This window comes from Candidatus Defluviilinea proxima, from assembly GCA_016721115.1.
GTDB lineage: Bacteria > Chloroflexota > Anaerolineae > Anaerolineales > Villigracilaceae > Defluviilinea > Defluviilinea proxima.
In genome coordinates this window covers 1,343,489-1,368,057 of sequence record JADKIW010000001.1, presented here as the reverse complement: position 1 = coordinate 1,368,057, position 24,569 = coordinate 1,343,489, and the positions used below count along the sequence as shown (strand labels likewise).

Here is a 24,569-nt window from a genome sequence, read left to right as displayed (position 1 = left end):
GGGGATTTTTTGTTTAATGGTTGTAAAACACGTCATTCTTGACGTAGAATAGAACAAGTTCGGAGACTCATTCCATGACCAATCAAACTGTCGATTCACCTCGTTGGGGCGCCACCACCAAATTGCTGGTCGGGCTGGTAATTTTCGGCATCCTTGCCTTTCTGATATACCGTTTTTCAAACCTCATTGCTCCGTTATTGCTGATCTTTATCATCACGTACCTGTTGCATCCCGTGAATGCAATGATCTCTCGTGGATTGCACATTTCCTGGAAGGCATCCGTCAACATTCTGTTCTTGTTCATCCTGATCATTCTCATCGGCTTGCTTACATGGGGCGGTTTTGGCGTAGCCGGACAAATACAAAACCTGGTCAGTTCCATTCAAGGACTTATTCAAAATCTACCGGAATATATCTCCCGTTTATCCACCCAGACGTTCACCATTGGCGTCTTTCAATTGGACATGCGAAACTACGACCTCACCGATATCAACCGTCAGTTACTTGCACGGCTGGAACCCCTGCTCGGCCAGACCGGTAACCTTGTCGGCGCAGTAGCGGGAGGCGCGGCCCAATTTCTCGGGTGGACAATCTTCATCCTGACCGTTTCCTACTTCGTCATGGCAGAAAGTAGTGGTCTACGTGAAGACCTGCTCAAGATAGATATTCCCGGTTACACAGAAGATTTCAAAAAGCTCGGCAGTGAACTCAGCCGCATCTGGAACGCATTCCTGCGCGGTCAGATCATCATTTTCCTTTTGGCATTGGTCGTCTATTCGATCTTTCTACCGTCCATGCAAGTTAATTACGCACTAGGCATCGCATTGATGGCTGGGCTGGCAAAATTCCTGCCCTATATCGGGCCTGCCATCACATGGGGCGTGATGGCATTGGTCACCTACTTTCAGCCTGTGAAACCCTTCGGGCTCCAAGATCACGCCCTGACGTACATGCTCATTATCGTGATCACCACGTCGATCATGGACTGGATCATGGATAACTTCATCACACCACGTATCATGGCACGCACTTTGAAAGTACATCCTGCGGCGGTGTTGGTAGCCGCCATCATCGCCGCCAATTTATTGGGGTTGCTTGGTGTTATCATCGCCGCGCCTTTCCTCGCATCGTTCCTGTTACTTGGACGGTACACCATGCGCAAGATGTTCGATCTCAACCCGTGGCCACCAACAGAAGAAGAGCATCCACCACTCAGTATTCGCGAATCACTGAAAAACCTTGTACAATTCGTGCAATCGCGTTTCATCAAAAAACAACAGCCAGATAAGGAGAAGACCAATGAACAACAACCAAAATGACCCAAAAACCGAAACGATCGCAGAGACAGACAACTTTCTTGCATGGAAAGCCGAAGAACCCGATGGTGAAACCACTTACCACATCGAACTAAACAGCGTCACTGTGCATTTCTTCGAAGAAGAATGGAAAGAGTTCCTGCAACTGGTACGCAATCTGGCGTAACCATCCAAGTAAGATGACAGTCAACCTGAAGTTGACTGTCATCTTTTATGTCACTATTTATGAAACTTCGCGCAAATCTTCCAAACATCATCGCATGGGCGCTCAGCGGGGTAATATCTTTTTTTGCACTGAGCTTTTTCCAAAACTTCTACACTTCCTATTGGGCTCTTATATTTTTCACCGTTTTATTGAACACAGTTTTTACACTGGTCTTTGCGATCGTCCTTGAAACAGTGATTTCGAGACTGAAAGAAAAAATCATTCCCATCGCCATTCTTTGTTTGGGCGTTTTGTTATTTCCCCTCACACTACGGCTTCTCAATCAATACCCAACATTGTTAGGCGTTGCGCTAATACCCGCACGAAATACGATCCCCACATTTCTAGTGCTGACCATCCTATCTTCAATGTGGACAATCCATCTTATCCACAAACTGGATTCAACCAACTGGCGCTCATCCACTATTGCCATCTGGATCAAGCGCAACTTTCCCGGACTTTTGCTTGCTTCAGCAATATCAGCTTCTGCCTACGCATTAGGAACTACCATCACAAGCCCTGACCTTCATCTTGCAGACAATTATTTCGATACTGATTCACCCATCTGGGTTAACTTTCTCACAGCTAACCGAGATCAGGTGATGAGCATGCGTGCTGTGCATCCATATGCTTTGATGCTCCTGCGTCCGCAAGTGTGGCTATTATCAATACTGATGTATGGAGATAAATTTCACGCAACGATCCTTCTCAACGCCCTATATGGTGGCGCATGTGTTTTTCTAGCGTGGCTATTCTTCAAGCGCCGAACAAACAACACTACATACGCCCTTATTATCGCGGCCTTGCTTGGGCTCTCCAATTCACATTTATTGCTGAGTTCATTTCTGGAATCCTATATTTTTTCTGCGGCAATGCTCGTCGCATCGGTCGTAATCCTGCAAAACAAGGATGCGAAACTGATACACGTCATCCCTGTTGGGTTGATTACTTTTGGAATCACGATTACAAACTTCATTCAGACATGTATCACATTTTTCCTTACCCAATGGAGCATAAAGAAAACGTTTAAATATGTATCCATTACTATTGTGCTGGCAACCATATTGACCTTTACGCAAACTCTGCTTCAGCCCAATAGCCAACCATTTTATATTCCCAGTAATATTGGCAACGAAAGCGTTTTCAAACGAGAAGTTGTAGGTGTTCCACTTTCAGAAACTATCAGCCGTGTCAACGTGATCACCCGCACTATGACACTCTTCAGCGTAGTAGCTCCTCGTCCGCTCATATTGCTTGAAGAGATTGGGTGCTCAACCCCTTGCTTCAACACCATCCGCTTCTTCCGTGGTGAATATCAATATGCATCTTATATCGGCTTTGGGAGTTGGCTGGCGCGTTTGTGGTTTCTATTACTTGTGATTGCGGCTTTGATTTTTATATGGAATTTATTCCGTAATCCAAGGAATTCAGCCTTGCAAGCGGCGCTTGTTTTGAATCTGCTGTTCAACTTTGTACTGCACATGAACTACGGCGACGACCCAATGCTTTACTCCCCCAATTGGACGTATGCTTTGGTCTTCTTTGTTGGTATATCCTATGAAAAGATGGCAGACAAAAAATGGTTTCAGGTTGGTTTGTTGATATTTTTAACAGCGCTTTTGTTCAACAATGTTGAGTTGTTCCATAAGATATTAGACGCCATTCTGCCATTCTTTGGATGAAAAGTGATGCCCATGAAAATCATGGGGCATCGTTGTATTTATGGCTTCACAACACACGGGTTATCCACAGTATCGGCAAAATACAGCCTTTCCTGTCCATTATTCTGAACAAGTAGGAACCAAGCTTTTTGTTGCACATCCTTATCACGATATGCGATTACATCCGATGTATGCGGAATGAAATCCACTGGTTCATTGTGCTCAAGCAAGATAACCCCATAATAATCCCCTGTCATATAGAACAAGAGACGTGGTTGTTTGGATGGTTTATAACCAAATTTATCAGTAGATTCGCCTTCGCCCGATTCGTAATATCGCGGAGATAATGCTCTACCGCGTGAGGCAGTCAGTTCGTTGTCTGTGATAATCTTTGTCAAGCAAGCTGAATCCATCCCCGAATTTTGAAAAGCAGTAGACGATGTAAATTCTTTATACAGTTGATCCTGCGTTAGTGGTGGATATTTTTTTGGAAAAACATTTTCACTCAACGGAACAGACACACCAATAAACAGGAAAAATGCACCGGCAATGAGGAAATGTGTCCATGGATGGGAGGAGGAAACGGCTAAGGCTTGAGAACTGCTTGAGAGGTTGGAGCAGGCCCAGGTCCAGAGAGAGGCGCGTGTGGTTTCCATCAAAGAAATGAAAGCAAGGATCAGGGTGAAGAGTCCAATCATGTAATACATGTAAATAGACCAATCCATTGCTACCAAAAATCTTTGCCCAGCCAAGAGGGCAATGGAAGTCCAAAGGTTGTAAACGAGATTGATAAAGAGAGGTGCGAGGCCCAACAAGCCGATGCGTTTCCATGCGGCGGCAAGACCGAGGCCAAGCAGAGCGATATAAAAAACGAGCAAAACAGTTTGCGATGGTTTGGGCTGGCCTGTCCATTGCTCCCAAAATGCACGGGTGGGTTGCCATAGTTCGTTGGGACTTTCGAGATCGTTGCGGACAGGCAACAGCAAAATGTTATCAACGCAGTTATCGAGAAAACGATTGATGACCACGCGCACCGCTTCTGTGGGATTTTTGGAAACGGCATCTTTGAAGATACTGATCAAGCGGTCGTTATATTGGACATTGGTCTCGCCGGGCTTACGGCCTGCATCGGCTTCAATGCCGTTCATGCGACTATAACGTTGCGCCAGATTGATCGTTTGCGTGAAAGGGCTATCGAAAATGATCTGGCCGGTATTAACCCAATTACGAATAAGCCACGGAGAAGCTAAAAGAACAATGGCAAAAACCATCAACGCTCCGCCGCGCAGGATGGAATAAAACTTTTTAGGTTCGGCTAGCCATGCAACAAATAAAATGACAGGCAACGCTACTACTGCTTGCGTGCGGATCAGGATCCCAATTCCAAGTGCGCCACCAGCGAGAAAAGCCAAATAGTTCGGACGATTCGTCCGTGCCCAACGAATGGCAAGATATGTGAAAGCCGCAAGCGTAAGAGCCACAGGAACTTCGGAAAGATATAACTTGGAATAACTCAACGCGTTACTAAAAGGAGACGCAATATTGGATGTGTAATCACGTAGTCCAGCAAGCAGAGCAATGGCTACTCCAACCGGGCGACTATGTAATTCTTTCCCTACCCAATACAACGCAACAGGGAACAATGCCAGGACGATTGATTGCGCGGTAATAACATTGTTGTAATCTTGCCCCACGATCAGGTGTAGGAACGCGAGAAAAACAATATATAGCGGACGCGGGGGGATTTCGTTGCCCTTCAAACCGTTACCGATCAAAAGGGATTGGGCAAACTCATCATATACTTGTGTATCAGAGAACGGATAGATCTCATAGTTCGGTGCACGCGGCGGCAAAGCAGAGAAACTTGGAACAACGGGATGGCTCAACCACAAAAGAAGAATGCCACACCAGAGCGCAACTGATATCCAAATATCAAGATTTTTATTTTCCGTTGACTTCGTTCGAGTCTCCAGTAGAAAGACCAACACACAGGCGATACAGGCAAGAACAATCTGCCACTCCAGCAAAGGGACGCCAGGCAGGCCCCATTCACCCGTTTTATCAGGAACAAGCCCAAGGCCTGTAACGGCGATAAAAACTGTCAACACGCCCAAAACACCCCAAATAACAACTGCTTTTTTCAGCAGTCGCTTGCCTGCTTCTTTCATGGGCTGATAGGAGTCCCAGCGGTTCAAGATGGTCGCTGCGATCAACTCCAAACCGGTAATGGTCGCCAGATTGAGCAGTGGAGATAGGCGCACCGCATACGCGGCGTAGGAGAAAATCTTTCCGTGTTGCGAGAGCCCCCACAGAATGGCTAATGTTCCCTGACTGAGCAATATCGCCAAAAGGGAAATAACCAGTAAGGCGTCACCAGTCCATGATGTGTATATTGAATCCAGTTTTGCTTTCAAGGCAGGTTTCTTGTTTGCATTGAAAGCAAAATATGAAGCGGTGAACGTCCATGCCAGCAAAAGGAGGATGCCCGTCAACCGAAACGCGGAAAAGCCAAAGAGAATTCCTTCACTGGTATCGGAAGGCAGGGTTACAAATCGCCAAAGAAATGTCAGTCCTTGAACAGCCCAGAGGGCGAATAGAAAAGGCCAGGAGATTTTTGCTTGGTCATCGTTTTGAGAAGTCATATTGGATGCAATTATAAATCAGGCCAATACAACGGGATCTTTTCTACAACAGGTGAATTTATAAACAAAAACGGCTTGCATTGCGCAAGCCGTTTGCTCGAGCTGAAATGCCGAATTACTTCTTCTTCAGTTCATCCTTCAAGATCATCGTCATCACGATGCTAACAACACTGACGATGAGGCCGCCCAGGAAAGCGTTCCACCAAACGGGGTCACTAATGACCAGTGCGATCCCAAACGATTGACCGATGACACTCGTAAGCCAGAAAAGGAACGTGTTGATGACGAGCGTGAACAGGCCGAGCGTCAGAGCGATCAGCGCACAGGTGAGAAACTTGAGCAACGGGCGGACAAGCGCGTTGACAAGCCCAAAGATGAGCGCCAGCCCTACGAGCGAAAGTGTGCTACTCATCAGGTCAATACCGGGCACGATCAAAACTGCCAAGTATAAAGCGATTGCATTGATGAGCAGGCGTAGTAAAAACTTTGTCATTTTTTCTCCTTCAAAAAATAAGGTGACATCACCGTTGTGACTGTCACCTTATTTACGCAGTTCGCGGGGTTGGGTTGCAGGGTCCGCACGCATCCACAACAATGTGCGACGCTCTTTGAAGCCCGCTTCCACGAAGGCATCCCGCATTTCGTTCGCTGGATGTTCCAACGACAGACTGGATTGATTGGCCAACACACGCCGTGCATGGATCAACAAATGGGTCAACGCCTCAGGGTCGGACCTTTCGCCTGTTGCCGCCATAAGCGACTCTGATCTCCCCCCATTCGGAGCCCACGACAAAGCCGCCAACATTTCACCGTTGCGAACCGCGACCCATTGCTTAATGTTCATGTCAACAAGAAGCAAATACAGCCAGTTGGCAAATCCAGGCCGAAGGGAGTTAAGGTTGAAGGAACGGTACCAATCCAAATGGTTGGGGTTGATGCGGCGAAGCCAGTCCTTTTGAAGCGGCCAGAAATGCGCAGGACGAGGAGCGATCTCAATATCGGTATAGGGCTTGAGGAGGTGGATGTCGGGCTTCGCAGTCCAATTGGTGCGGCGAGCGATCTCTTGAAAACCAAGGTCAGAGTAGAGTTGGATGGCGCCGGGGTTATCATCACGGACATGGAGCCAGAGCGCGGATGCCTTTTTATCCCAACCGTATTGCATGGCGCGGCGGGTGAGGATGCGCGCAATGCCGCGCCGACGATAATCAGGATGCACAGCAATGTTGGCAATGAGGTAGATGCGCTTACCATTATCGCGGAAGGGGATGAGACTGGCATTGCCAACAACACTACCGTTTTCCTCCCAGACAAATCCCGTGAGGGGTAGGGACGCGGTCTCCGTCATGTGCGAGGCCCAACGCAAGAAACTATCGTCGCGACTGGCGCGACGCATATCTGCAATGTAGCGCTGACCGTCGTTATCCATTGTGCTGGAAAAACACACTTCGATCAGATCGGCCACAGCAGGTAGATCGCGGAAAACGTTCATCGCGCGCAGTTGCGGGTGATCGCTCGCATTCGCAGAGAGGGTGATGGAACTCATTGATGGGAATTATAGTCGGGTTGTGTTATTTTGTTAGATTGCAGGCGTATAATTATTTTGGCAAAGAAAAAAACGCTTTCTTGCAGAGAGGATAAAGTATGAGTTCATTCCAAATAACTTTTCCATCTCCTGGTGAATCATTTTCTATTGATAGTGTTATAGAAGCAAACGGAAATCATTCACTGGAGATTGATAGTTTTATATGGGCTGTTTTACGAGATACATATGGGCATTATTATCTTCAAAATCCACCGGTATCTATGAAACCTGATGGAAACTGGCATGCCAAAAACATCCATCTGGGAGAAGAAATCATTGAAATCACCTTCGTAAAAGCCACCACAACCGGCAACGAACATTTTCTAAGGAAAGTAGAAAATCATGACTGGGGCGGTTTTGATGAATTCCCATTAGGGACAGAGCAGATTGGGAGCGTAAGCATAAATGTAAATTGATTCTTTTCTTTACGAATGTATTTTCTGCCGCGTTGACAAAATATCCATCGCACAACTACAATGAGTCACTCATACTTAAAACTTATCAGGCGTAGAAATTGAAAAACCTTTCCAAACTGTCCGTCGACATCGTATTATTACGAATCATTAAATACACCTTGTTCTCGATTGCTGTATATTATATTTTGATCTATCTGTGGATCGTATACCACCGAATGCCGTATCCATTTGAGCTGGAATGGATCGAGGGAGGTATGGTTGACCAAGTCCAACGAATAGTTGACGGAAACAGTGTTTACACTGCACCAAGTATCAACTTTGTGCCTTTTTTATACCCTCCACTATATTTCTATCTATCAGCTTTAGTATCACCACTATTAGGAGGTGGCTTACTCCCACTCAGATTGGTTTCGTTCATTGCGTCTCTAATCTCGTTTACGACAATATTTCTGATTGTATATGATGAGACAAAAAGCTGGTGGGCATCATTATTATCCACCAGCCTCTTTGTGGCATCATTCCGTATAACGGGAGCATGGCTGGATATTGCTAGAGTGGACTCATTATTTTTAACATTATGGCTCTTGTTCGTTTTCTTCATTAGGCGCCAAAAAACTCCAAGTTATGCAATCCTAACAGGGCTACTGGCAGCTGCAACATTTCTTACAAAGCAAACTGCATTAATCGCCTGTCTACCTGCTATTTTTTATTTTTTAATAAAAAATCGGAAATATGCATTGATATTACTTGCTGCCACAACAGTGACTATTGGAGCGGTCACGTTGGCATTAAATCTAGCAAGCGAGGGGTGGTATTCTTACTACATTTTCGGACTTCTATTTCAACAGACAGAATGGTTGAAAACAGAAATGGTAACCATGTGGCGTAATGATTTACTCATTCATGCGCCACTAGCAATTCTTGTTGCCTTATTCTTCTTTGCAAACAAGACCAACCAAGATCGTTCTATTTATTTCCAATGGGCAGTTATATCGGCAGGTGCGTTAGCAGGGACATTCCTCACCCGCGTAAAAGAGGGTGGATACGACAATGTCCTATTACCTGCCTATGCCATTATTTCTATTTTGTTTGGATTGGGTCTGAACGAACTAATGAAAATAAGCAAACAATTAGAAACAGGCCGCAAGACACGAATGGAATCCATGATTCACATAGCTTGCTTGATCCAGTTGATCATTCTGTTTTACAACCCATACGAACAAATCCCGACAAACGCAGACCTGAAAGCGGGGCATGAGCTTATACAGTTTATTTCAAACTTCGATGGGAATGTGTACATTGCCGATCACGGTTATTTATCAACATTAGCAGGCAAAAAACCCTATGCGCATCAATCTGCGATTTGGGATATTGTGCGGGGAAACAAGAAGTCAGAAGGTAAGGCATTGTTAAGAGAAAACCTAAACGATATGATCCGCGAACAACTTTTTGACGTGATAATTTTAGATTCTAGCTGGAATTATTGCTGTCCGAAAATCAATCAGTACTACACAAAAACTGAAACGATATTTGATGAAGAAACAATGGGGTTTTATCCAGTTACTGGCTGGAGAAGGCGACCTACGATAGTGTACATTGCAAATCGTTTGGAACAATGAAAATACCGTATCGTGAAGTAGCATTGTCACGACACAATTAACGCCTCATAAAACCCAAATTCCAACACTCCTCTTACGCCGCGCTGACAAACCGCCAGCGCGGTTTTGTTATAATCGCACTTGTCAAACTAGACCCTAAGAGGCTGTTTAATAAATAGGAAAAAGAGGAAAAATCGGGCAAACTTGGATGATGACCAAATCAAACCAAGAATACCCGACTAACCTGAATGATACCGAATGGAAGCAAATTGCGCCATACTTGCCCAGAGCAAAGCGCAAAGGCAGACCACGAGAAATACCTTGGCGAGCGATTATGAATGGCATCTTTACATTGTCAAAAATGGTTGTGTTTGGCGAGATTTACCACATGAGTTTCCTGCTTGGCAAACAGTCTATTATTATTTTAGACAGTTTGGGAAGAACCGCATGTGGGAAAAGCTTAATACGATCATTCGAGAGCGCGTTCGAATTCAAGCAGGGCGTAGTCCACAAGCGAGTGCAATGATTCTGGATAGTCAAAGCATAAAAAGTGCAGAAGGTGGTGAAAAAATTGGTTTTGATGGTGGCAAACTGATAAAAGGACGAAAAAGAAATGTGATTACAGATACGATGGGGCTCGTAGTTCTGGCCAAAGTCACTGCCGCTGATGTACAAGATGTTTATGCTGGCGAAGAAACTCTGGTGAAATTGAAAAAGAGGAAGTCTCTCAGAGCGCGTTTGCAAAAAATCTTTGCTGATGGTGGTTATCGTGGGCACCTCGTTGATTGGGTCAAAAATGAACTTCAAGCTGAGATCACCTTCATCTTGAAGGTAGGCAACCAAAAAGGATTTCAAGTTCTACCCAAACGCTGGGTCATTGAACGAACTAATGCTTGGATCACGCGCAATCGTCGTATGGCTAGAGACTATGAGCGCTTGGTGCAATCCAGTGAGTCTTTTATTTATATCTTGATGATCCGGCTTGGGCTACGACGTCTTGCTAAATTTAAGATTTATTAAACAGCCTCTAAAGGTCTTCGAGACCTTTAGGGTCTCTTTGTTAGAAAAGGAATAACCCCTATGATGCGATTTGACCGATTTACAGAGAGAGCACAAGAAGCCGCCCAACGCGCCGCGGAGATCATCCAGCGCTACGGCCACAACCAGATCGATACTGAACACATCCTGCTGGCGCTGATCGAACAGCCCGGTGGGGTGATCCCCCAAATTCTCGAAAAACTGAGCGTCAGCCCCGAAGCGCTGACCGAACGTCTCGACGCGACTTTGCGTGCCAGCCCCAAAGCCAACATCTTCGGCGGCGGCGCCGGGCAGATCTTCATCACCCCGCGCGTCAAGCGGATTATTGACCTCGCCAACGAGGAAGCCAACCGTCTCAAAGACGAATACATCTCTACCGAGCATATCTTCCTCGCCATCCTCACCGAGCGGAATACGCCCGCCGCGCGCATTTTAGAGTCCGCCGGGCTGACGAGGGACCGCGTCCATTCTGCCATTCAGGACTTGAGAGGCGGGCAACGCGTCACAGACCCCCAGGCTGAATCCCGCTATCGGACGCTTGAGAAATACTCCCGCGATTTAACCCAACTCGCACGCGAAGGCAAACTCGATCCCGTCATTGGACGTGATAATGAGATCCTTCGTTTGATCCAGATCCTTTCACGCCGCACCAAGAACAATCCTGTTCTCATCGGCGAAGCAGGTGTCGGTAAGACCGCCATCGCCGAAGGACTCGCGCAAAAGATCGCCAACAACGATGTGCCTGAGATCCTTTCGGGCAAGCGCGTGGTTGCGCTTGATCTCGGCTCGATGATCGCCGGCTCACGCTTCCGTGGTGAATTCGAGGAAAGACTCAAAGCCGTGATGGAGGAAGTCCAACGCTCACAGGGCGATATCATCCTGATGATCGACGAGTTGCACACAGTCGTCGGAGCAGGAGCAGCTCAAGGGGCGATGGACGCGTCCAACATGCTCAAGCCAGCCCTCGCGCGAGGTGAGCTTCAATGCATCGGCGCGACTACGTTGGATGAATTCCATAAACACATTGAAAAAGATGCGGCACTCGAACGTCGCTTTGCCCCCATCTATGTGGAAGAACCCACCGTGGACGATACGATCAAAATGTTGCATGGCCTGCGTGATCGTTATGAAGCACATCACAAGGTTCGCTATGCGGATGATGCCCTCGTGGCCGCCGCCCGCCTTGCTGACCGTTACGTCACCGACCGACGCCTGCCCGATAAAGCCATTGATCTGATGGATGAAGCCGCCGCAAAATTGCGCGTGGCGCTTTACTCGATGCCTCCCGATCTCAAGGCAATGAAAACCGAGATCGACAAAATGCAAGCCGAAGAAGAACAGGCCGGCGTAGTGCGCGATTACGAACGCGCCGCACAAAAGAAAGCCGAACGCCTGCGCCTCGAGCAGGAATACAACGAAAAACGTGATGTCTGGGAATCGGAACACCAGCTTGATGAAGTGGTAGATGTGCAGGATATTGCATCCGTTGTCCATCAATGGACTGGCATCCCTGTCACGCAGATGATGGAAACTGAATCAGAAAAACTTCTGCACATGGAAGCGCGCCTGCACGAGCGCATTATCGGACAAGAGGAAGCCATCCACGCCATATCGGATGCTATCCGCCGTTCACGTTCAGGGTTATCTGATCCATCACGACCGATCGGGTCGTTCATCTTCATCGGTCCTTCTGGCGTCGGCAAGACAGAACTCGCCAAGGCCCTCGCCTGGTTTATGTTCGACGATGAAGAAGCGCTTGTGCGTATCGATATGTCTGAATACCGTGAACAACATACGGTCTCGCGTCTCTTCGGCGCACCTCCGGGATATGTCGGCTACGAAGAAGGCGGCCAGTTGACCGAAGCAGTCCGCAGGCGTCCATATCGAGTCGTTCTGTTCGATGAGATCGAGAAGGCACATCCCGAAGTCTGGAATGCGTTACTCCAAATTTTGGATGACGGACGTTTGACCGATGGTCAGGGCAATGTTGTCGATTTTAGAAACACGGTTCTCATTATGACCTCGAACCTGGGCACTGAATATGTGAGAAAAGGTGGCGCTTTGGGCTTTGTCCAATCAAAAGCCACCAGCGAGGAACGAGAAGCACACGATAAGATCGAAAAGGCATTGAAGGGCGCGTTCCGTCCTGAGTTCATCAACCGCATTGACGATACCATCATGTTCTCACCGCTCTCCATCGAACAAATGGAAGAGATCGTCGTCTTGCAAATGAAAGATGTACAGGACCGTTTGAACGAACACAACATCACTGTTGAGTTGACCGATGCCGCGCGCAAGTGGCTCGCCAAGGAAGGTTATGACCCTGCATTCGGCGCACGGCCGTTACGCAGGGCCATCCAAAAGAACGTCGAGAGTCCGCTTTCGATGGAATTGCTCGGTGGCAAATTCAAAGATGGTGCCACTGTGCATGTGGATGTGGACGAAGAAAAGAACAAAATCGTCTTTCAACTATCCGAGCCCGTGAAAAAGAAAAACAAACAACACGCGGACGCGTAACATACATTACACCCCTTGTAGGGGCAGGTCTGAGACCTGCCCCTACTCTTTTTTCCTAATGCTCAATTCATTGAATCACGATAAGATGCAAGGACTTATACCGCACTCGGTTGAGAATCGCGCCTTTTGAGAAGGCAAGAAGCGCAATTCTCAACCGTGGGTATCATACAAGGAGCTTTTCACATGGAATCAAACCCAAACCAATCATCATCCATTGTTCCAAAAATCGTCGGCGCGATCGTCGCCATTTTGCTGTGTTGTGCGTGTGTGGTTATCATCGCGGCAGGTGTTGTCATTTATCAAGCCGCAAAACAATCTCCCATCGAATTTCCACCCATCGACCTTGATACAACGACCCCGCAAGTCGTCCCTACTCTCAACAATACTCCTATAGACCCCACTTCATCGAATACGCTCAACACGTTGAACAATACCCTGGTCCCTGAAAACGACCCGTATGAATTGGCATGTCGACTAAAGGGCACTTGTGATGTATCCAGAACGATACAGGCCAAAACATACAAAATAGGTGACAAGGAAACGTTCTGGGTCAACAACCAGGATACTGCAGAACATCATCAGGTCAACACGACACTGCTCTACATCACACCCCACTCCTATTTCTGGGCAGAAGATGGCACAAAAGTAGATCAGGGCGATGTAAAACGGCTGATGGATACGTTCGAAAATGAGATCTACCCCACCGACCGTGAATTCTTTGGCAGTGAATTCAACCCCGGCATTGATAATGATCCGCATATCTTCGTCGTCTATGCCAGTGGACTTGGCAGTAACATCGCCGGTTATTTCAACTCATCCGATTCCTTCAGCCCTGAAGTCAAGGAATACTCCAACGCCCACGAAACATACATGCTAAGCACCACACAAGACCTTACCAGCGATTTCACCTACGGTGTTCTGGCGCATGAGTTCGTCCACATGATCCAATTCCCATCTGACCGCAACGACGACACATGGGTGACCGAGGGATTTGCTGATGTTGGCATGTTCCTGAATGGATATGATGTGGGCGGTCACGATTGGATGTACACAACCAGCCCTGACCTGCAATTAACCACCTGGGGCGATGGCTCAGACGATAACACTCCCCACTATGGTCAGTCATTCTTATACCTGACTTACTTCCTTGATCGCTTCGGTGAAGATGCGACAAAAGCACTTACCAACAATCCCGAAAACGGACTCTCCAGCGTAGACGATACGTTAGCTCAACTCGGTATTACTGACTCACAAACTGGGAAACAGGTCACAGCCGATGATGTGTTCATGGATTGGGCGGCGGCTTTGTATCTCAAAGATAAAAATGTCGGTGATGGGCGCTATATTTACAACAACTATCCCAACGTCCCGCAAACCAGCGCTACAGAGACCGTCAGTACCTGTCCACAATCAGCCTTGGACCGTGCAGTCAGCCAATATGGTATTGATTACATCAATATCACCTGCACCGGTGACCACACCTTGAAGTTTAACGGCTCCACAATGATCGGTCTTCTTCCGACAGATGTTCACTCCGGCAAGTATGCCTTCTGGTCGAACAAAGGTGATGAATCGGATATGACCCTCACACGTGAGTTCGATCTCTCCTCTGTAAGCGGACCGGTCAACCTCAGCTATTGGACGTGGTATGACATCGAAGAGGACTGGGACTACGTCTTCGTGGAAGCTTCCACCGATGGAAAGAAATGGGATATTCTCAAAACGCCCTCCGGCACCGACCGTAATCCATCCGGTAATTCCTATGGATGGGGCTACACCGGCGCAACCAATGACTGGAGACAGGAAACTGTTGACCTTTCACAATACGCTGGGCAGAAAGTACAGATCCGCTTCGAATACATCACAGACGCGGCTGTCAATGGACAAGGCCTGTTGCTGGATGACATCTCCATTGATGCGATCAACTATAAGTCCGATTTTGAAGCGGGCGCAGATGGTTGGGATGCAAAAGGCTTTGTACTCGTGGATAATATTTTGCCGCAGACCTATCGCCTGTCTCTGATCGTCAAAGGCGATACCACAACTGTGACAAACATCGAGGTCAACCCCGATCAGACCGCCGAAATCCCGCTTTCATTAAAGGCAGGCGAAGAAGCGACCCTGATCGTAACGGGCACCACGCGCTTTACGATCATCCCTGCCGCGTATCAAATCGAGATCAAGTAATGTCCACAGCCCCCAAATCAGAGCTTTTACACATGGCAGACCTCGTTGCTTATAACGAAGGCTCCGTGGTCAGCCGCCAGATCACCAAAGCGGACGCGGGGAACGTCACACTCTTTGCGTTCGATAAGGATCAGGAGTTGAGCGAACACACTGCACCGTTCGATGCACTCGTCCATGTGATCGATGGCGAAACGGAAATAAAAATCTCGGGCAAACCATTTCACTTGAAGATTGGTGACGCCATCATTATGCCCGCGGATGAACCGCATGCCGTCAAAGCGCTGACCCGCTTCAAGATGGTATTGACAATGATAAGAAAGTAACCAGTAAGATAAGAATCAACATCCCGCAGGCTTTATGCACTGCGGGATGTTTTTATTTAAGCAACAGAAGGTACAGTCATCCTTCTCAAAAACAACAGGGACATAACGAGCGGCACAAGCGAAAGCACCCCAGCTATGATAGCTACAACCAAATAACTCGTTGCGCTGAAAATATAACCGATGCTCAAAGTGATCAATGCAGAGGCAAGTCCGACAAGCAGATCATTCGTGCCTTGCGTGCGCGAGCGTTCTGCGGCAGAAAGTTGATCGGCAAGTAACGTCGAACCACCCACAAAACAAAAGTTCCAACCTACGCCGAGCAGGAATAGGGCAATGCCCAGAGGCAGAACATCCGGCGAAAGCGGCGCCACGATACAAGACAGCAACAAAGTGAATGAACCGATCAAGATCATCCTGCCTCGTCCCCACGTATCCAACAACCAACCTGAAATGATCGAAGGCGCAAACATCCCAAACGTATGCCCCGAGATAACAGAGTAAATATCTCCGCGATTATGATGGTGGTCTTCCATGTACAGAGATGTGATCACCATCACAGCTACCATTACCACCTGTCCCAGCACCATGGCGGTCACAGCCGTGAACGCCGCAGGCTGACGCAATATCTGCAACATGGGGCGCGATTCTCCTTGCGGGGTGACTTCAGGATATTGTTTTGAAACTTCCTGCCCCACTTCACGCGGGTCAGGCCGCAAGCCAGCAAAAACAAGAACCGATGCAATGGCGAACAAGACCAGCGTGGTGATATAAGCGCCCGCCAATTCATTCATGTCAATACTCACGGCAAAGTCACTGACCGGAACAGCAAGTACACGCGAAAGGATCGTGCCGATCACGCCGCCCAATACCACAAGTGAAATGGCACGCCCACGCTGGTCAGGAGGATTCACTTCCGCCGCAGCGAAACGTCCCAATTGCACGGCCGCATTCGTGATGCCCATCAGCATCAAGCCGATCGTTGCCAACGCAAAAGATGATGACTGAATGGCAACCAGCACAAGAACATTTCCCAAGATACCGATCACCAAACCTGAAACGATCCCATTGCGACGCCCGATGCGGTCCATAAGGTGGCCCCACATCAGCGCCGCCAGCGCACTACTCAACAAATAAGCCGCCGTCGGCAAGGTTGCCAGAGAGCGGTCTGAGGCCAGCTTGGCGCCAAGGATCGGGTTGATCGTTGCGGCCGCAATAAAGCCAGCCGAAGCCAGGCTTTGCGCCAGAAACAGAATCAGCGTGATCTTTCGTGCAATGCGATTAAAGTTTGTCATGAATTTAACCTCTTTGATCTGCGGATTATACGTTGTCTAAGAGTAGAATGGTCAACATGAATTTGGACATAAGAGCCGCTTCAGACTACCCGATGGCTGATCTCCTTTATGATCTGAATCTTGCCTTTGAGGGATACCTCGTTCCGGTCCGCTTTAGCCTTCAACAGTTTCAGACAATGCTCCACAGGGACAGCATAGACCTGCCCTCGAGCCGCATCCTCCTTGCGAATGATCGGCCTGTCGGCATTGCGTTGATCGCACGCCGAGGCTGGTCCAGCCGTCTCGCGGCAATGGGCATAGCAAAAGAGATGCGTGGTCAACGCGCAGGCACATGGTTTATGGAGCAACTGATACAGGAATCGCTCGAACGGGGTGAACGCGAAATGACCCTTGAAGTGATCGAACAAAATACAGCCGCTGTGCGGTTATACAAGAACATGGGTTTTCGAATTGTGCGCAGGCTAGTCGGTCTTGTTCATGAGGAGAAGCACTCACAACCCAGAGTCAAATTGCAAGAGATTGACCCACGTGAGATGGGACAACTCGTCATGCAATACGGCCTGCCCGACCTACCCTGGCAATTATCCGGTGAGACGGTGGCGGTGTTACATCCACCGGCGTGCGCCTACAAAAACGAAAATGCTTATATTGCCATTTCGAATCCTTGTGCCAGCGATGTGGTCATCCACTCATTGCTTGTGGAACCTCGGGCACGTGGCAAAGGTCTGGCCTTGGATATACTCACACATGTGATGGCGAAACATCCGGGTAGAAAATGGCATGTGCCGGCGATATGTCCGGAAGAATTCGGCGGCATGTTCGAACGCGCGGGCTTTCAACGCGAAGCGATCTCACAATGGCAGATGCGGTTAAATCATCTTGAAACAGGGCCAGCCAACAGTTAAGGGCGATGCGTTTTCTTCATCCAGCCCACTTTTGGGGGAGCGATGGGCCAAAATCAGTCTTAAATCAAGTACTAATTTGTCATTCTTCTTTGTATACGTTTGCGATGTTTTGGGGATATAATTTTGGCATCCTTTTGGGAGTATGATCTAAATGGCATCCTCTGAGAGAAAGACGATCGGCGTTTTCGCATCACAGGTGGGACGGGCCTGGGGCGCTCAATTCCTCGCGGGCATTACTGATGCCGCTGAAGAGTTGGATGTTAATCTAGTCCATTTTATTGGGGGTGTGCTCACGCCGGCTCCCGGCGAAACTGCATCGCATATCTCCTTTGGTTTATACGACCTCGCAACACCCGGCCAATTCGACGGGTTGTTGTTAACTGCTGATGTCGCCAATGGCGTCAGCGAAGCGGACTTGAAAAAATTCCGCTCAGTTCATGAAAACATCCCCATCGTCACACAATCGGTTGTACTTGAAGGTGCAACCATGTTCGTTCCGGATAATATAGAAGGAATGCGTAGCCTCGTGCGCCATTTGATCGAGGAGCACGGATACAAACGTATTGCTTTCGTCAAAGGCATTGAAGGACAACTTGATGCGGAGCAACGCTTCCAGGCGTATAAGGATGAACTCAAAGCGCACAACCTACGCTTCGATCAAGACATGGTTGTGGATGGCGACTTTACAGCCGAAAGCGGACGTGAAGCCATCAGAACTCTTTTGGATGAACGCAAACTACGTTTTCAAGCTCTGGTGGCGACCAATGACCGCATGGCATTCGGTGCGTTGGAGGCGCTTCAACAACGTGGCATACGTGTGCCAGATGATGTAGCTGTCACCGGTTTCGACGATGTGCGCGAGGCCCAATCCATGGGAGTACCGCTGACCACGGTGCGTCAATCGTTCTATACAACAGGCAGGAATGCCCTGATCGCTTTGCTCAAACGCATCAATGGGGATACGGTTCAAAAACATATTGTTACTCCAACGCAAATGCTCGTGCGCTGGTCCTGTGGATGTCTGCCGGAGAATGTGAGACAGGCGGCTGTTGCCCCCCATGATGTAGCCAAGACCGGCAAACTGGATAACAAACGTGAAGCCGCCATGCGTGCATTGTTGAACTCAGCGGGCATCACCGAACAGGACCCGGCCATTCCGCTATACAAAGATGCCTTCGGCCGTTCCTGGGATGCCTTCCTATTGACATTGAGCGAACAAACGACCAGTGATGATTACCTGAAGACCATCAATGCCATGATCGAATTGATGCAAAAACAAAACCTTGCTCCTTCGGTCTGGCACAGCGTGATCTCGATGATGCGCCGTTATGCTCTTAGCGGGATTACCAATCACGCGGTCATGTTGCAGGCTGAGAACTTATTCCAACAAGCACGTTTGCTGGCAGGTGAACTTTCTCAGCGCTGGCAGGCGTACCAAAGACTGGCGATGGAGCAACAGGAAAGCATCCTGCAGGGCTTCAGTTTCTCGATGGCACCCGCCATGAGTATCGAAGAGATCGGTAACGCCATCTCTGAGCACTTCCCGTCCATGGGCATTGCACGTTGGTACGTCATGTTCTACAGCGAAGTCAGCTCACCACAGTCCATTTCTGCGCCCACCCCCGATAGCTACAAATTATTATTCCAATACGAAAACTCGATGTTCGAGATCCCGCGTAAGCAGACGTCCATCGGCACAGGTCAACTTGTGCCGCGCGGTAAAACGCCGGAAGATCACCGCTATACCGCCGTGGTCATGCCGTTGACACTTGCACGCAATCGCTTTGGTTTTATGTGGGTTGAAGTAGGGCCAAAGGAATGGGAAACCTACGTCCGCATTCGTAACCTGGTCAGCAGTGCGTTATTGCGCACGATGCTCGTCTCGCAAAAAGAACAGGCACAAAAGGAAGTGGAACGGCTGCTGGCAGACGCACAAGACCGCACAAGGGAACTTGCCATCGCCAAAGAGTTCGCAGAAAACACTGCGGCTGAAAATGCCAACCTGTATTCCAATGAGCAGGCCCGGCGTCGGTCAGCAGAGGCGTTATCAAAGGCATCGCGACAACTGTCATCGTTGCTGACAGAAAAAGAAGTGCCTCAACAGATCGTTGAACAGTTAACCATGATCGTGCCGGTATCACGTTGCGCGTTATTTCTGGAAGATGTCAACGGTGTGCCACGTCTCCGAGGCCATTTCGGGCTTCCCAAGTACGTGCCTGTAGAAGACCTAACTTATGAAATTAACGGTACCAACGTCTATTACACGATCGCCAAGCAGGCTGAGCCCATGGTGGTCGGTGATATAAAAAACATGAAGGGTTGGAGACAACCTGAATGGCTTCCTTTAGATGGCACTTGGGTGGGCATTCCCCTGTATTCCAAGACCAAAGTAAAAGGCATGTTGGTCATGAACCGCGAACGGGCCGGTGCCTTTATTCAAGATGATGTTCTCCTAGCAAGCACGTTTGCCATTCAGGCTTCCATCGCGCTCGAAAACGCAAGATTGTATGATGAAGTGACCCGCTTCAACCAAATGATGGAACGTATGGTCGAGCAACGCGTGGACGAACTCAGCCGCACACTCAACCGTCTCGAAAAACTAGATAAGAACAAAAGCGACTTCATCCAGGTGGCCGCGCATGAACTACGCACGCCCCTCACAGTCATCAAAGGCTACATGGGCATGCTCAAATCAGCTCCGCCCATCAAAGATAATGCAACGTTGACCATGGCCATGGACGGTGTTTTGCAAGGCACAGACCGTTTGCACCAGGTCGTCAACAGCATGTTGGATGTGGCGCGCCTCGAAAGCCAGGTACTGGCTCCCCATCTCGAAAATGTGATGCTTGGTCCCATCCTGCGCATCATCCAAAAAGATTACGCAGAAGACTTGAACTCGCGTCAGATGACCCTTGAGCTGGATGCCAGCATTGGTACTATTCCTGCCATACGAGGCGATTCTGAACTTCTACAAAAGGCCATTGATAATGTTGTTATCAATGCCATCAAGTTCACGCCGGATGGCGGCTCCATCCACATCAGCGCGGCAATCGTCAAAGGCGAACGCGAAGAGATGTGTGAGGTCCGCATCAAAGATAGCGGCATCGGCATCGATAAAGCCGATCAGGAAATGATCTTCGAGAAGCTCTATCAAGTGGGCAAAGTGGAATTACACTCCTCGGGCCGTACCAAGTTCAAAGGCGGCGGACCAGGGTTGGGACTTGCGATCTCGGCCGGTATCATCAAAGCTCATCACGGCAAGATCTGGGTGGAAAGCATTGGGCATGATGAGGAGAAATTACCGGGAAGCACCTTCTTTGTGCAAATACCATTGGCAAAATAAAGCGTAAACAGGAACATGAAGAATCGAAAGGACGGGCATCTGCCCGTCCTTTCTTCTTGCAAAGTCGATCCGAGAGGAGAGTTATTATTGAGGCGGGAGGAGAACCGCATCAATGACATGGATCACGCCGTTGGACGCTTCAACATCGGTAATGATGACTTGCACTGTGTCATTCAGGAACACCTTGCCATCCTTGACCGTGATCGTAATATCCTTGCCTAAAACTGTCGGGGCGCTGGTGAGGCCAACTACATCAGCGGCCATTACCTTGCCAGATACGACATGGTAGAGCAGAATGTCGGTCAGGGCTTGCTTATTCTCTGGCTTGAGCAGGTCATCCAATGTGCCAGCGGGCAGAGCGGCAAAAGCATCATCAGTGGGGGCGAACACAGTGAACGGACCTTCACCCTTGAGAGTTTCAACAAGCTCGGCGGCTGTCAATGCGGCCGCAAGGGTCTTGAAACGACCATCAGCAATCGCCACATCCACAATGGTATTTTCCGTCATGGCGCCCTCTTCAGCGGGGGGTAACAGGACCGAGTCGATCACATGGATCACACCATTGGATGTCTCAATATCAGTGATCACAACCTGGGCATCATTGATGTACACATTGCCCATGTCAACCTTGATGGCAACATCCTTGCCAAGAACAGTGGTGGCGCTGGTGAGGCCTGTCACGTCGGCGGCCATTACCTTGCCAGAAACTACATGGTAGAGCAGGATATCGGTCAAAGCCTGTTTGTTTTCGGGCTTGAGCAATTCATCCAGCGTGCCTGCGGGGAGTTTGGCGAAAGCGTCATTTGTGGGGGCGAACACGGTGAAAGGACCTTCACCCTTGAGGGTTTCTACAAGCCCGGCAGCTTGAACAGCGGCTACGAGAGTGGAAAAGCGTTCATCCGCAACGGCGGTGTCCACAATATCCTTGAGCACAGGCTCAGGAGTGGCGGTTGGTTCGGGCATGGCGGTTGCGGTTGGTTGAGGCGGCGCTTCGGTAGGGGTGGCGGCAGGCGCACAAGCGGCCAAAACCAGGGCGGTTACAGTCAAAAGCATCGTAAGAACACTAAAACGTTTCATCTTCTTTTCTCCATTTCTAAAGTTTGTCTCACATCTGCACAGATTTTGTACAGATTTAAGTTGTATTTTAAAGCTTTTGTCCATGTTGTCAATGGATGAATAATATCTCTCATAAAACTCTTAAATATTCCCCACTGTGCACATTGGAGCGTTGCCAGGAATCAAAATTTCCGAAGCTAACTGTCAGCTTCGGAAATTTTTTAGTAAACAGAATTCAGTTTAATCTTGAGGTCGAATCGCAACGCTGTTCTGGTCAAAGTAGCCCGTGAACCGGGCACGTAACGGATCCAACAATCCCACATGTGCCAGTATCAAGATCGAAAAAGCAGACATTCCAAATAAGAAAAACAAATCACCAAATATATAGATGAACTTTCCGCCTACGAACACATAACGATATACGATCAATCCAAGCTGGATCATGCTGATAAACAACAATGGGAAAGAGAACGGACGAAGATTATGTCCTTCAATGATTAGGTGAAGCCCAACCAACACAGCCAAACCTGCAACCATAACGAACACATATTTGGAAAATCTAAAAAGGTCGTATGTCTGTCCGTACAGACGATCCAGTATCTCCACATAGAGATAACAAATCCCTGCAAGGCATCCCCACATCAACCAGTTAAGCAGAATAGGAAGAATCAAATTTCCATAAACGCGGATCGCAACCATCGCCGTCAACCAACCCAAGGCATATGTGATCCCTAACGCGATGACTGCGGCAAATACATCGCCATGCATATTCGCTTCTGGGCTTAGAATGGCAAACACCATCTTGGCGCCACCAGCCATGGCAATTGACAATGTCCCCATACTTACCAACAACATAACAAGACTCAACATCCCTCTTTGAGATGGGTGACCATCTTTCCCTTGTGGCTGCGTTGGAGAGGGGGATGTACTCCTCCGACCATTCATAATTACCTGCCTCCTACCCTGATTTTAGACAATTCGTATCGAAAAATTTCACATCCAACTGGATAGTGAGGACGAATTATACCCATAAGACTGCTTTACAACGGATGAAGTTCCCGCGTCTTCTCTGGACATTATGCCTGATTCGGTCCGAATTACCTTTGCCAAAATCTGACAATGTTCTGGAACCAAAGAACATCCAAACCCGTTTACGAAAATGACACACATGTATACAAGTGATTTAAACACATTCTCTTGGGAGGGACGAATGCAAAAGATAAGTCGGATAACTGTTTTTTTCGTGCTCACTATAATAATGATATCGTGCGGTGGACCAATCACAGAGAAGCCACCAACAACAGAATTACCCAACACCAAAATAACCCGCCACCCGGAGCCTGTGGATTATAGCGATCTATCTATATACACTGAGCATCCTGTCTATGATCCAAACTCAACAGACCCATGGCAAGTGGACCTTCGCTCATCAGACCTGACCAAACTTGATCTTTCATATTCTCAAGAAGCCCTTTCATATGCAACCTTTGACAGCAAAACGAAATGGCCAACGGCAGGCAAAATGCCAGCAGGTTTCAACTGGCAAGAGATCATGGAACTGGGAAAAGACCCGGGGCTGGGAATACGATCTCTACATGATGCGGGAATCACCGGCAAAGATGTCGGCATTGCAATCATTGACCAAACACTGCTGGTTGACCATATCGAATATAAGGACAATATCCGAGTTTACGAAGAATGCGATGATATTACCGGAGGATGGTTGGAAGTCCAGATGCATGGGCCTGCCGTCGCATCCATCGCTGTAGGAAAAACAACAGGTGTAGCACCTGATGCCGATCTATACTATATTGCCACCGGGGACTGCGGAGGCTCAACAGGTATAGAAGACCTGGATTTTTCATGCCGCGCAAAAGCCATCCAACGTATCGTGGAAATAAACAAAAATTTGCCAGCAAACAAAAAAATTCGCGTACTTTCAATGTCCATCGGCTGGGTTCCAGAGAGTAAAGGCTACAACGAAATCAAAGCCGCCTTAAACGAAGCAAAAAAAGAAGGTATTTTTGTGATTAGCTCAAGCCTTGATCTAACCTATGGTTTACATTTCCAAGGACTCGGACGCACCCCACTAAACGATCCAAATCAGCCCAAGTCTTATAGTCCTGGGCTTTGGTGGGAAAAAGACTTCTTTGACGGAATGCGATTGAACTTCCAATCCGGGGGCACATTAAGGCAAACATTACTTGTCCCCATGGACTCACGCACTACAGCCAGCCCTACCGGTGTCAATGATTACGCCTTCTATCGTCAAGGTGGTTGGAGTTGGTCAATCCCATACTTGGCCGGGATATATGCTCTAACCGCACAAGTAAAACCAGATATCACCCCTGAAGAGTTCTGGGAAACCGCCCTCAATACCGGCGAAACAATTCAAATACAACACGCGGACAAAGAGTACGAGTTTGGAGTCATTCTTAATCCCCAAGCCTTGATCGATGCGTTAAAAAGCAAATAAGAGAATCAACTG

At 48.3% G+C, this 24,569-nt stretch carries 18 protein-coding genes; 12 read left to right on the top strand and 6 right to left on the bottom strand.

What is annotated here, in order from left to right; translation table 11 throughout:
- Positions 1–74 precede the first annotated feature (74 nt).
- The 3 genes from IPP66_06485 to IPP66_06475 are packed head-to-tail and all read left to right on the top strand — an operon-like array spanning position 75 to position 3,203.
- Positions 75–1,319, top strand: a complete 1,245-nt coding sequence (locus IPP66_06485) for an AI-2E family transporter (GenBank protein ID MBK9924926.1) — start codon at positions 75–77, stop codon at positions 1,317–1,319.
- The gene (locus tag IPP66_06480) at positions 1,300–1,482 is read left to right on the top strand and encodes a hypothetical protein (protein ID MBK9924925.1); all 183 of its coding nucleotides are present in this window, start codon (positions 1,300–1,302) and stop codon (positions 1,480–1,482) included. The genes IPP66_06485 and IPP66_06480 overlap by 20 nt, the downstream gene beginning before the upstream one ends.
- Before the next feature lie 59 nt (positions 1,483–1,541).
- Positions 1,542–3,203, top strand: a complete 1,662-nt coding sequence (locus IPP66_06475; GenBank protein MBK9924924.1) for a hypothetical protein — start codon at positions 1,542–1,544, stop codon at positions 3,201–3,203.
- 38 nt (positions 3,204–3,241) lie between these two features.
- On the opposite strand, the gene IPP66_06470 is transcribed toward IPP66_06475, so the two are convergent.
- The 3 genes from IPP66_06470 to IPP66_06460 all read right to left on the bottom strand — a co-directional run bounded on the left by IPP66_06470 (position 3,242) and on the right by IPP66_06460 (position 7,367).
- On the bottom strand, positions 3,242–5,824 hold the full coding sequence (locus IPP66_06470) for a glycosyltransferase family 39 protein (protein MBK9924923.1): 2,583 nt from the start codon (positions 5,822–5,824) through the stop codon (positions 3,242–3,244).
- Positions 5,825–5,939: 115 nt separating this feature from the next.
- Entirely contained in the window at positions 5,940–6,317 is a 378-nt protein-coding gene (locus IPP66_06465; protein MBK9924922.1) for a phage holin family protein, read from the bottom strand.
- Positions 6,318–6,365: 48 nt separating this feature from the next.
- Positions 6,366–7,367, bottom strand: a complete 1,002-nt coding sequence (locus IPP66_06460) for a GNAT family N-acetyltransferase (GenBank protein ID MBK9924921.1) — start codon at positions 7,365–7,367, stop codon at positions 6,366–6,368.
- Positions 7,368–7,465: 98 nt separating this feature from the next.
- On the opposite strand from IPP66_06460, the gene IPP66_06455 reads away from it, so the two are divergent.
- From IPP66_06455 to IPP66_06430, 6 genes are all read left to right on the top strand, one after another.
- Positions 7,466–7,822 carry a hypothetical protein gene (locus IPP66_06455; protein MBK9924920.1) on the top strand — a complete coding sequence of 119 codons (357 nt, stop codon included), beginning with the start codon at positions 7,466–7,468 and terminating at the stop codon, positions 7,820–7,822.
- A 215-nt stretch (positions 7,823–8,037) separates the two neighbouring features.
- Positions 8,038–9,441 carry a glycosyltransferase family 39 protein gene (locus IPP66_06450; protein MBK9924919.1) on the top strand — a complete coding sequence of 468 codons (1,404 nt, stop codon included), beginning with the start codon at positions 8,038–8,040 and terminating at the stop codon, positions 9,439–9,441.
- Between the two features lie 237 nt (positions 9,442–9,678).
- The gene (locus IPP66_06445) at positions 9,679–10,440 is read left to right on the top strand and encodes an IS5 family transposase (GenBank protein ID MBK9924918.1); all 762 of its coding nucleotides are present in this window, start codon (positions 9,679–9,681) and stop codon (positions 10,438–10,440) included.
- A gap of 63 nt (positions 10,441–10,503) precedes the next feature.
- Positions 10,504–12,975 (top strand): AAA family ATPase, encoded by a 2,472-nt coding sequence (locus IPP66_06440; protein ID MBK9924917.1) that lies wholly within the window; start codon positions 10,504–10,506, stop codon positions 12,973–12,975.
- Between the two features lie 183 nt (positions 12,976–13,158).
- On the top strand, positions 13,159–15,162 hold the full coding sequence (locus IPP66_06435; protein ID MBK9924916.1) for an immune inhibitor A: 2,004 nt from the start codon (positions 13,159–13,161) through the stop codon (positions 15,160–15,162).
- Positions 15,162–15,485 (top strand): cupin domain-containing protein, encoded by a 324-nt coding sequence (locus IPP66_06430; GenBank protein MBK9924915.1) that lies wholly within the window; start codon positions 15,162–15,164, stop codon positions 15,483–15,485. The genes IPP66_06435 and IPP66_06430 overlap by 1 nt, the downstream gene beginning before the upstream one ends.
- Before the next feature lie 56 nt (positions 15,486–15,541).
- Here the strand turns inward: IPP66_06430 and IPP66_06425 are convergent, their stop codons facing one another.
- Positions 15,542–16,777 carry an MFS transporter gene (locus IPP66_06425; protein ID MBK9924914.1) on the bottom strand — a complete coding sequence of 412 codons (1,236 nt, stop codon included), beginning with the start codon at positions 16,775–16,777 and terminating at the stop codon, positions 15,542–15,544.
- Between the two features lie 56 nt (positions 16,778–16,833).
- Between IPP66_06425 and IPP66_06420 the strand changes: the two genes are divergently transcribed.
- Together IPP66_06420 and IPP66_06415 are read left to right on the top strand one after the other, a co-directional pair.
- Positions 16,834–17,682, top strand: a complete 849-nt coding sequence (locus IPP66_06420) for a GNAT family N-acetyltransferase (GenBank protein ID MBK9924913.1) — start codon at positions 16,834–16,836, stop codon at positions 17,680–17,682.
- A gap of 151 nt (positions 17,683–17,833) precedes the next feature.
- Entirely contained in the window at positions 17,834–21,025 is a 3,192-nt protein-coding gene (locus IPP66_06415) for a substrate-binding domain-containing protein (GenBank protein ID MBK9924912.1), read from the top strand.
- A gap of 84 nt (positions 21,026–21,109) precedes the next feature.
- Here IPP66_06415 and IPP66_06410 read toward each other — a convergent pair whose 3' ends face one another.
- Together IPP66_06410 and IPP66_06405 are read right to left on the bottom strand one after the other, a co-directional pair.
- Positions 21,110–22,102 (bottom strand): fasciclin domain-containing protein, encoded by a 993-nt coding sequence (locus IPP66_06410; GenBank protein MBK9924911.1) that lies wholly within the window; start codon positions 22,100–22,102, stop codon positions 21,110–21,112.
- A 219-nt stretch (positions 22,103–22,321) separates the two neighbouring features.
- Positions 22,322–23,026: a hypothetical protein gene (locus tag IPP66_06405; protein ID MBK9924910.1), complete on the bottom strand. Its 705-nt coding sequence runs from the start codon at positions 23,024–23,026 to the stop codon at positions 22,322–22,324.
- Between the two features lie 265 nt (positions 23,027–23,291).
- Here IPP66_06405 and IPP66_06400 point away from each other — a divergent pair, with 265 nt between their 5' ends.
- Complete coding sequence (locus IPP66_06400) at positions 23,292–24,557, top strand: S8/S53 family peptidase (GenBank protein MBK9924909.1); 1,266 nt, start codon at positions 23,292–23,294, stop codon at positions 24,555–24,557.
- Positions 24,558–24,569 lie beyond the last annotated feature (12 nt).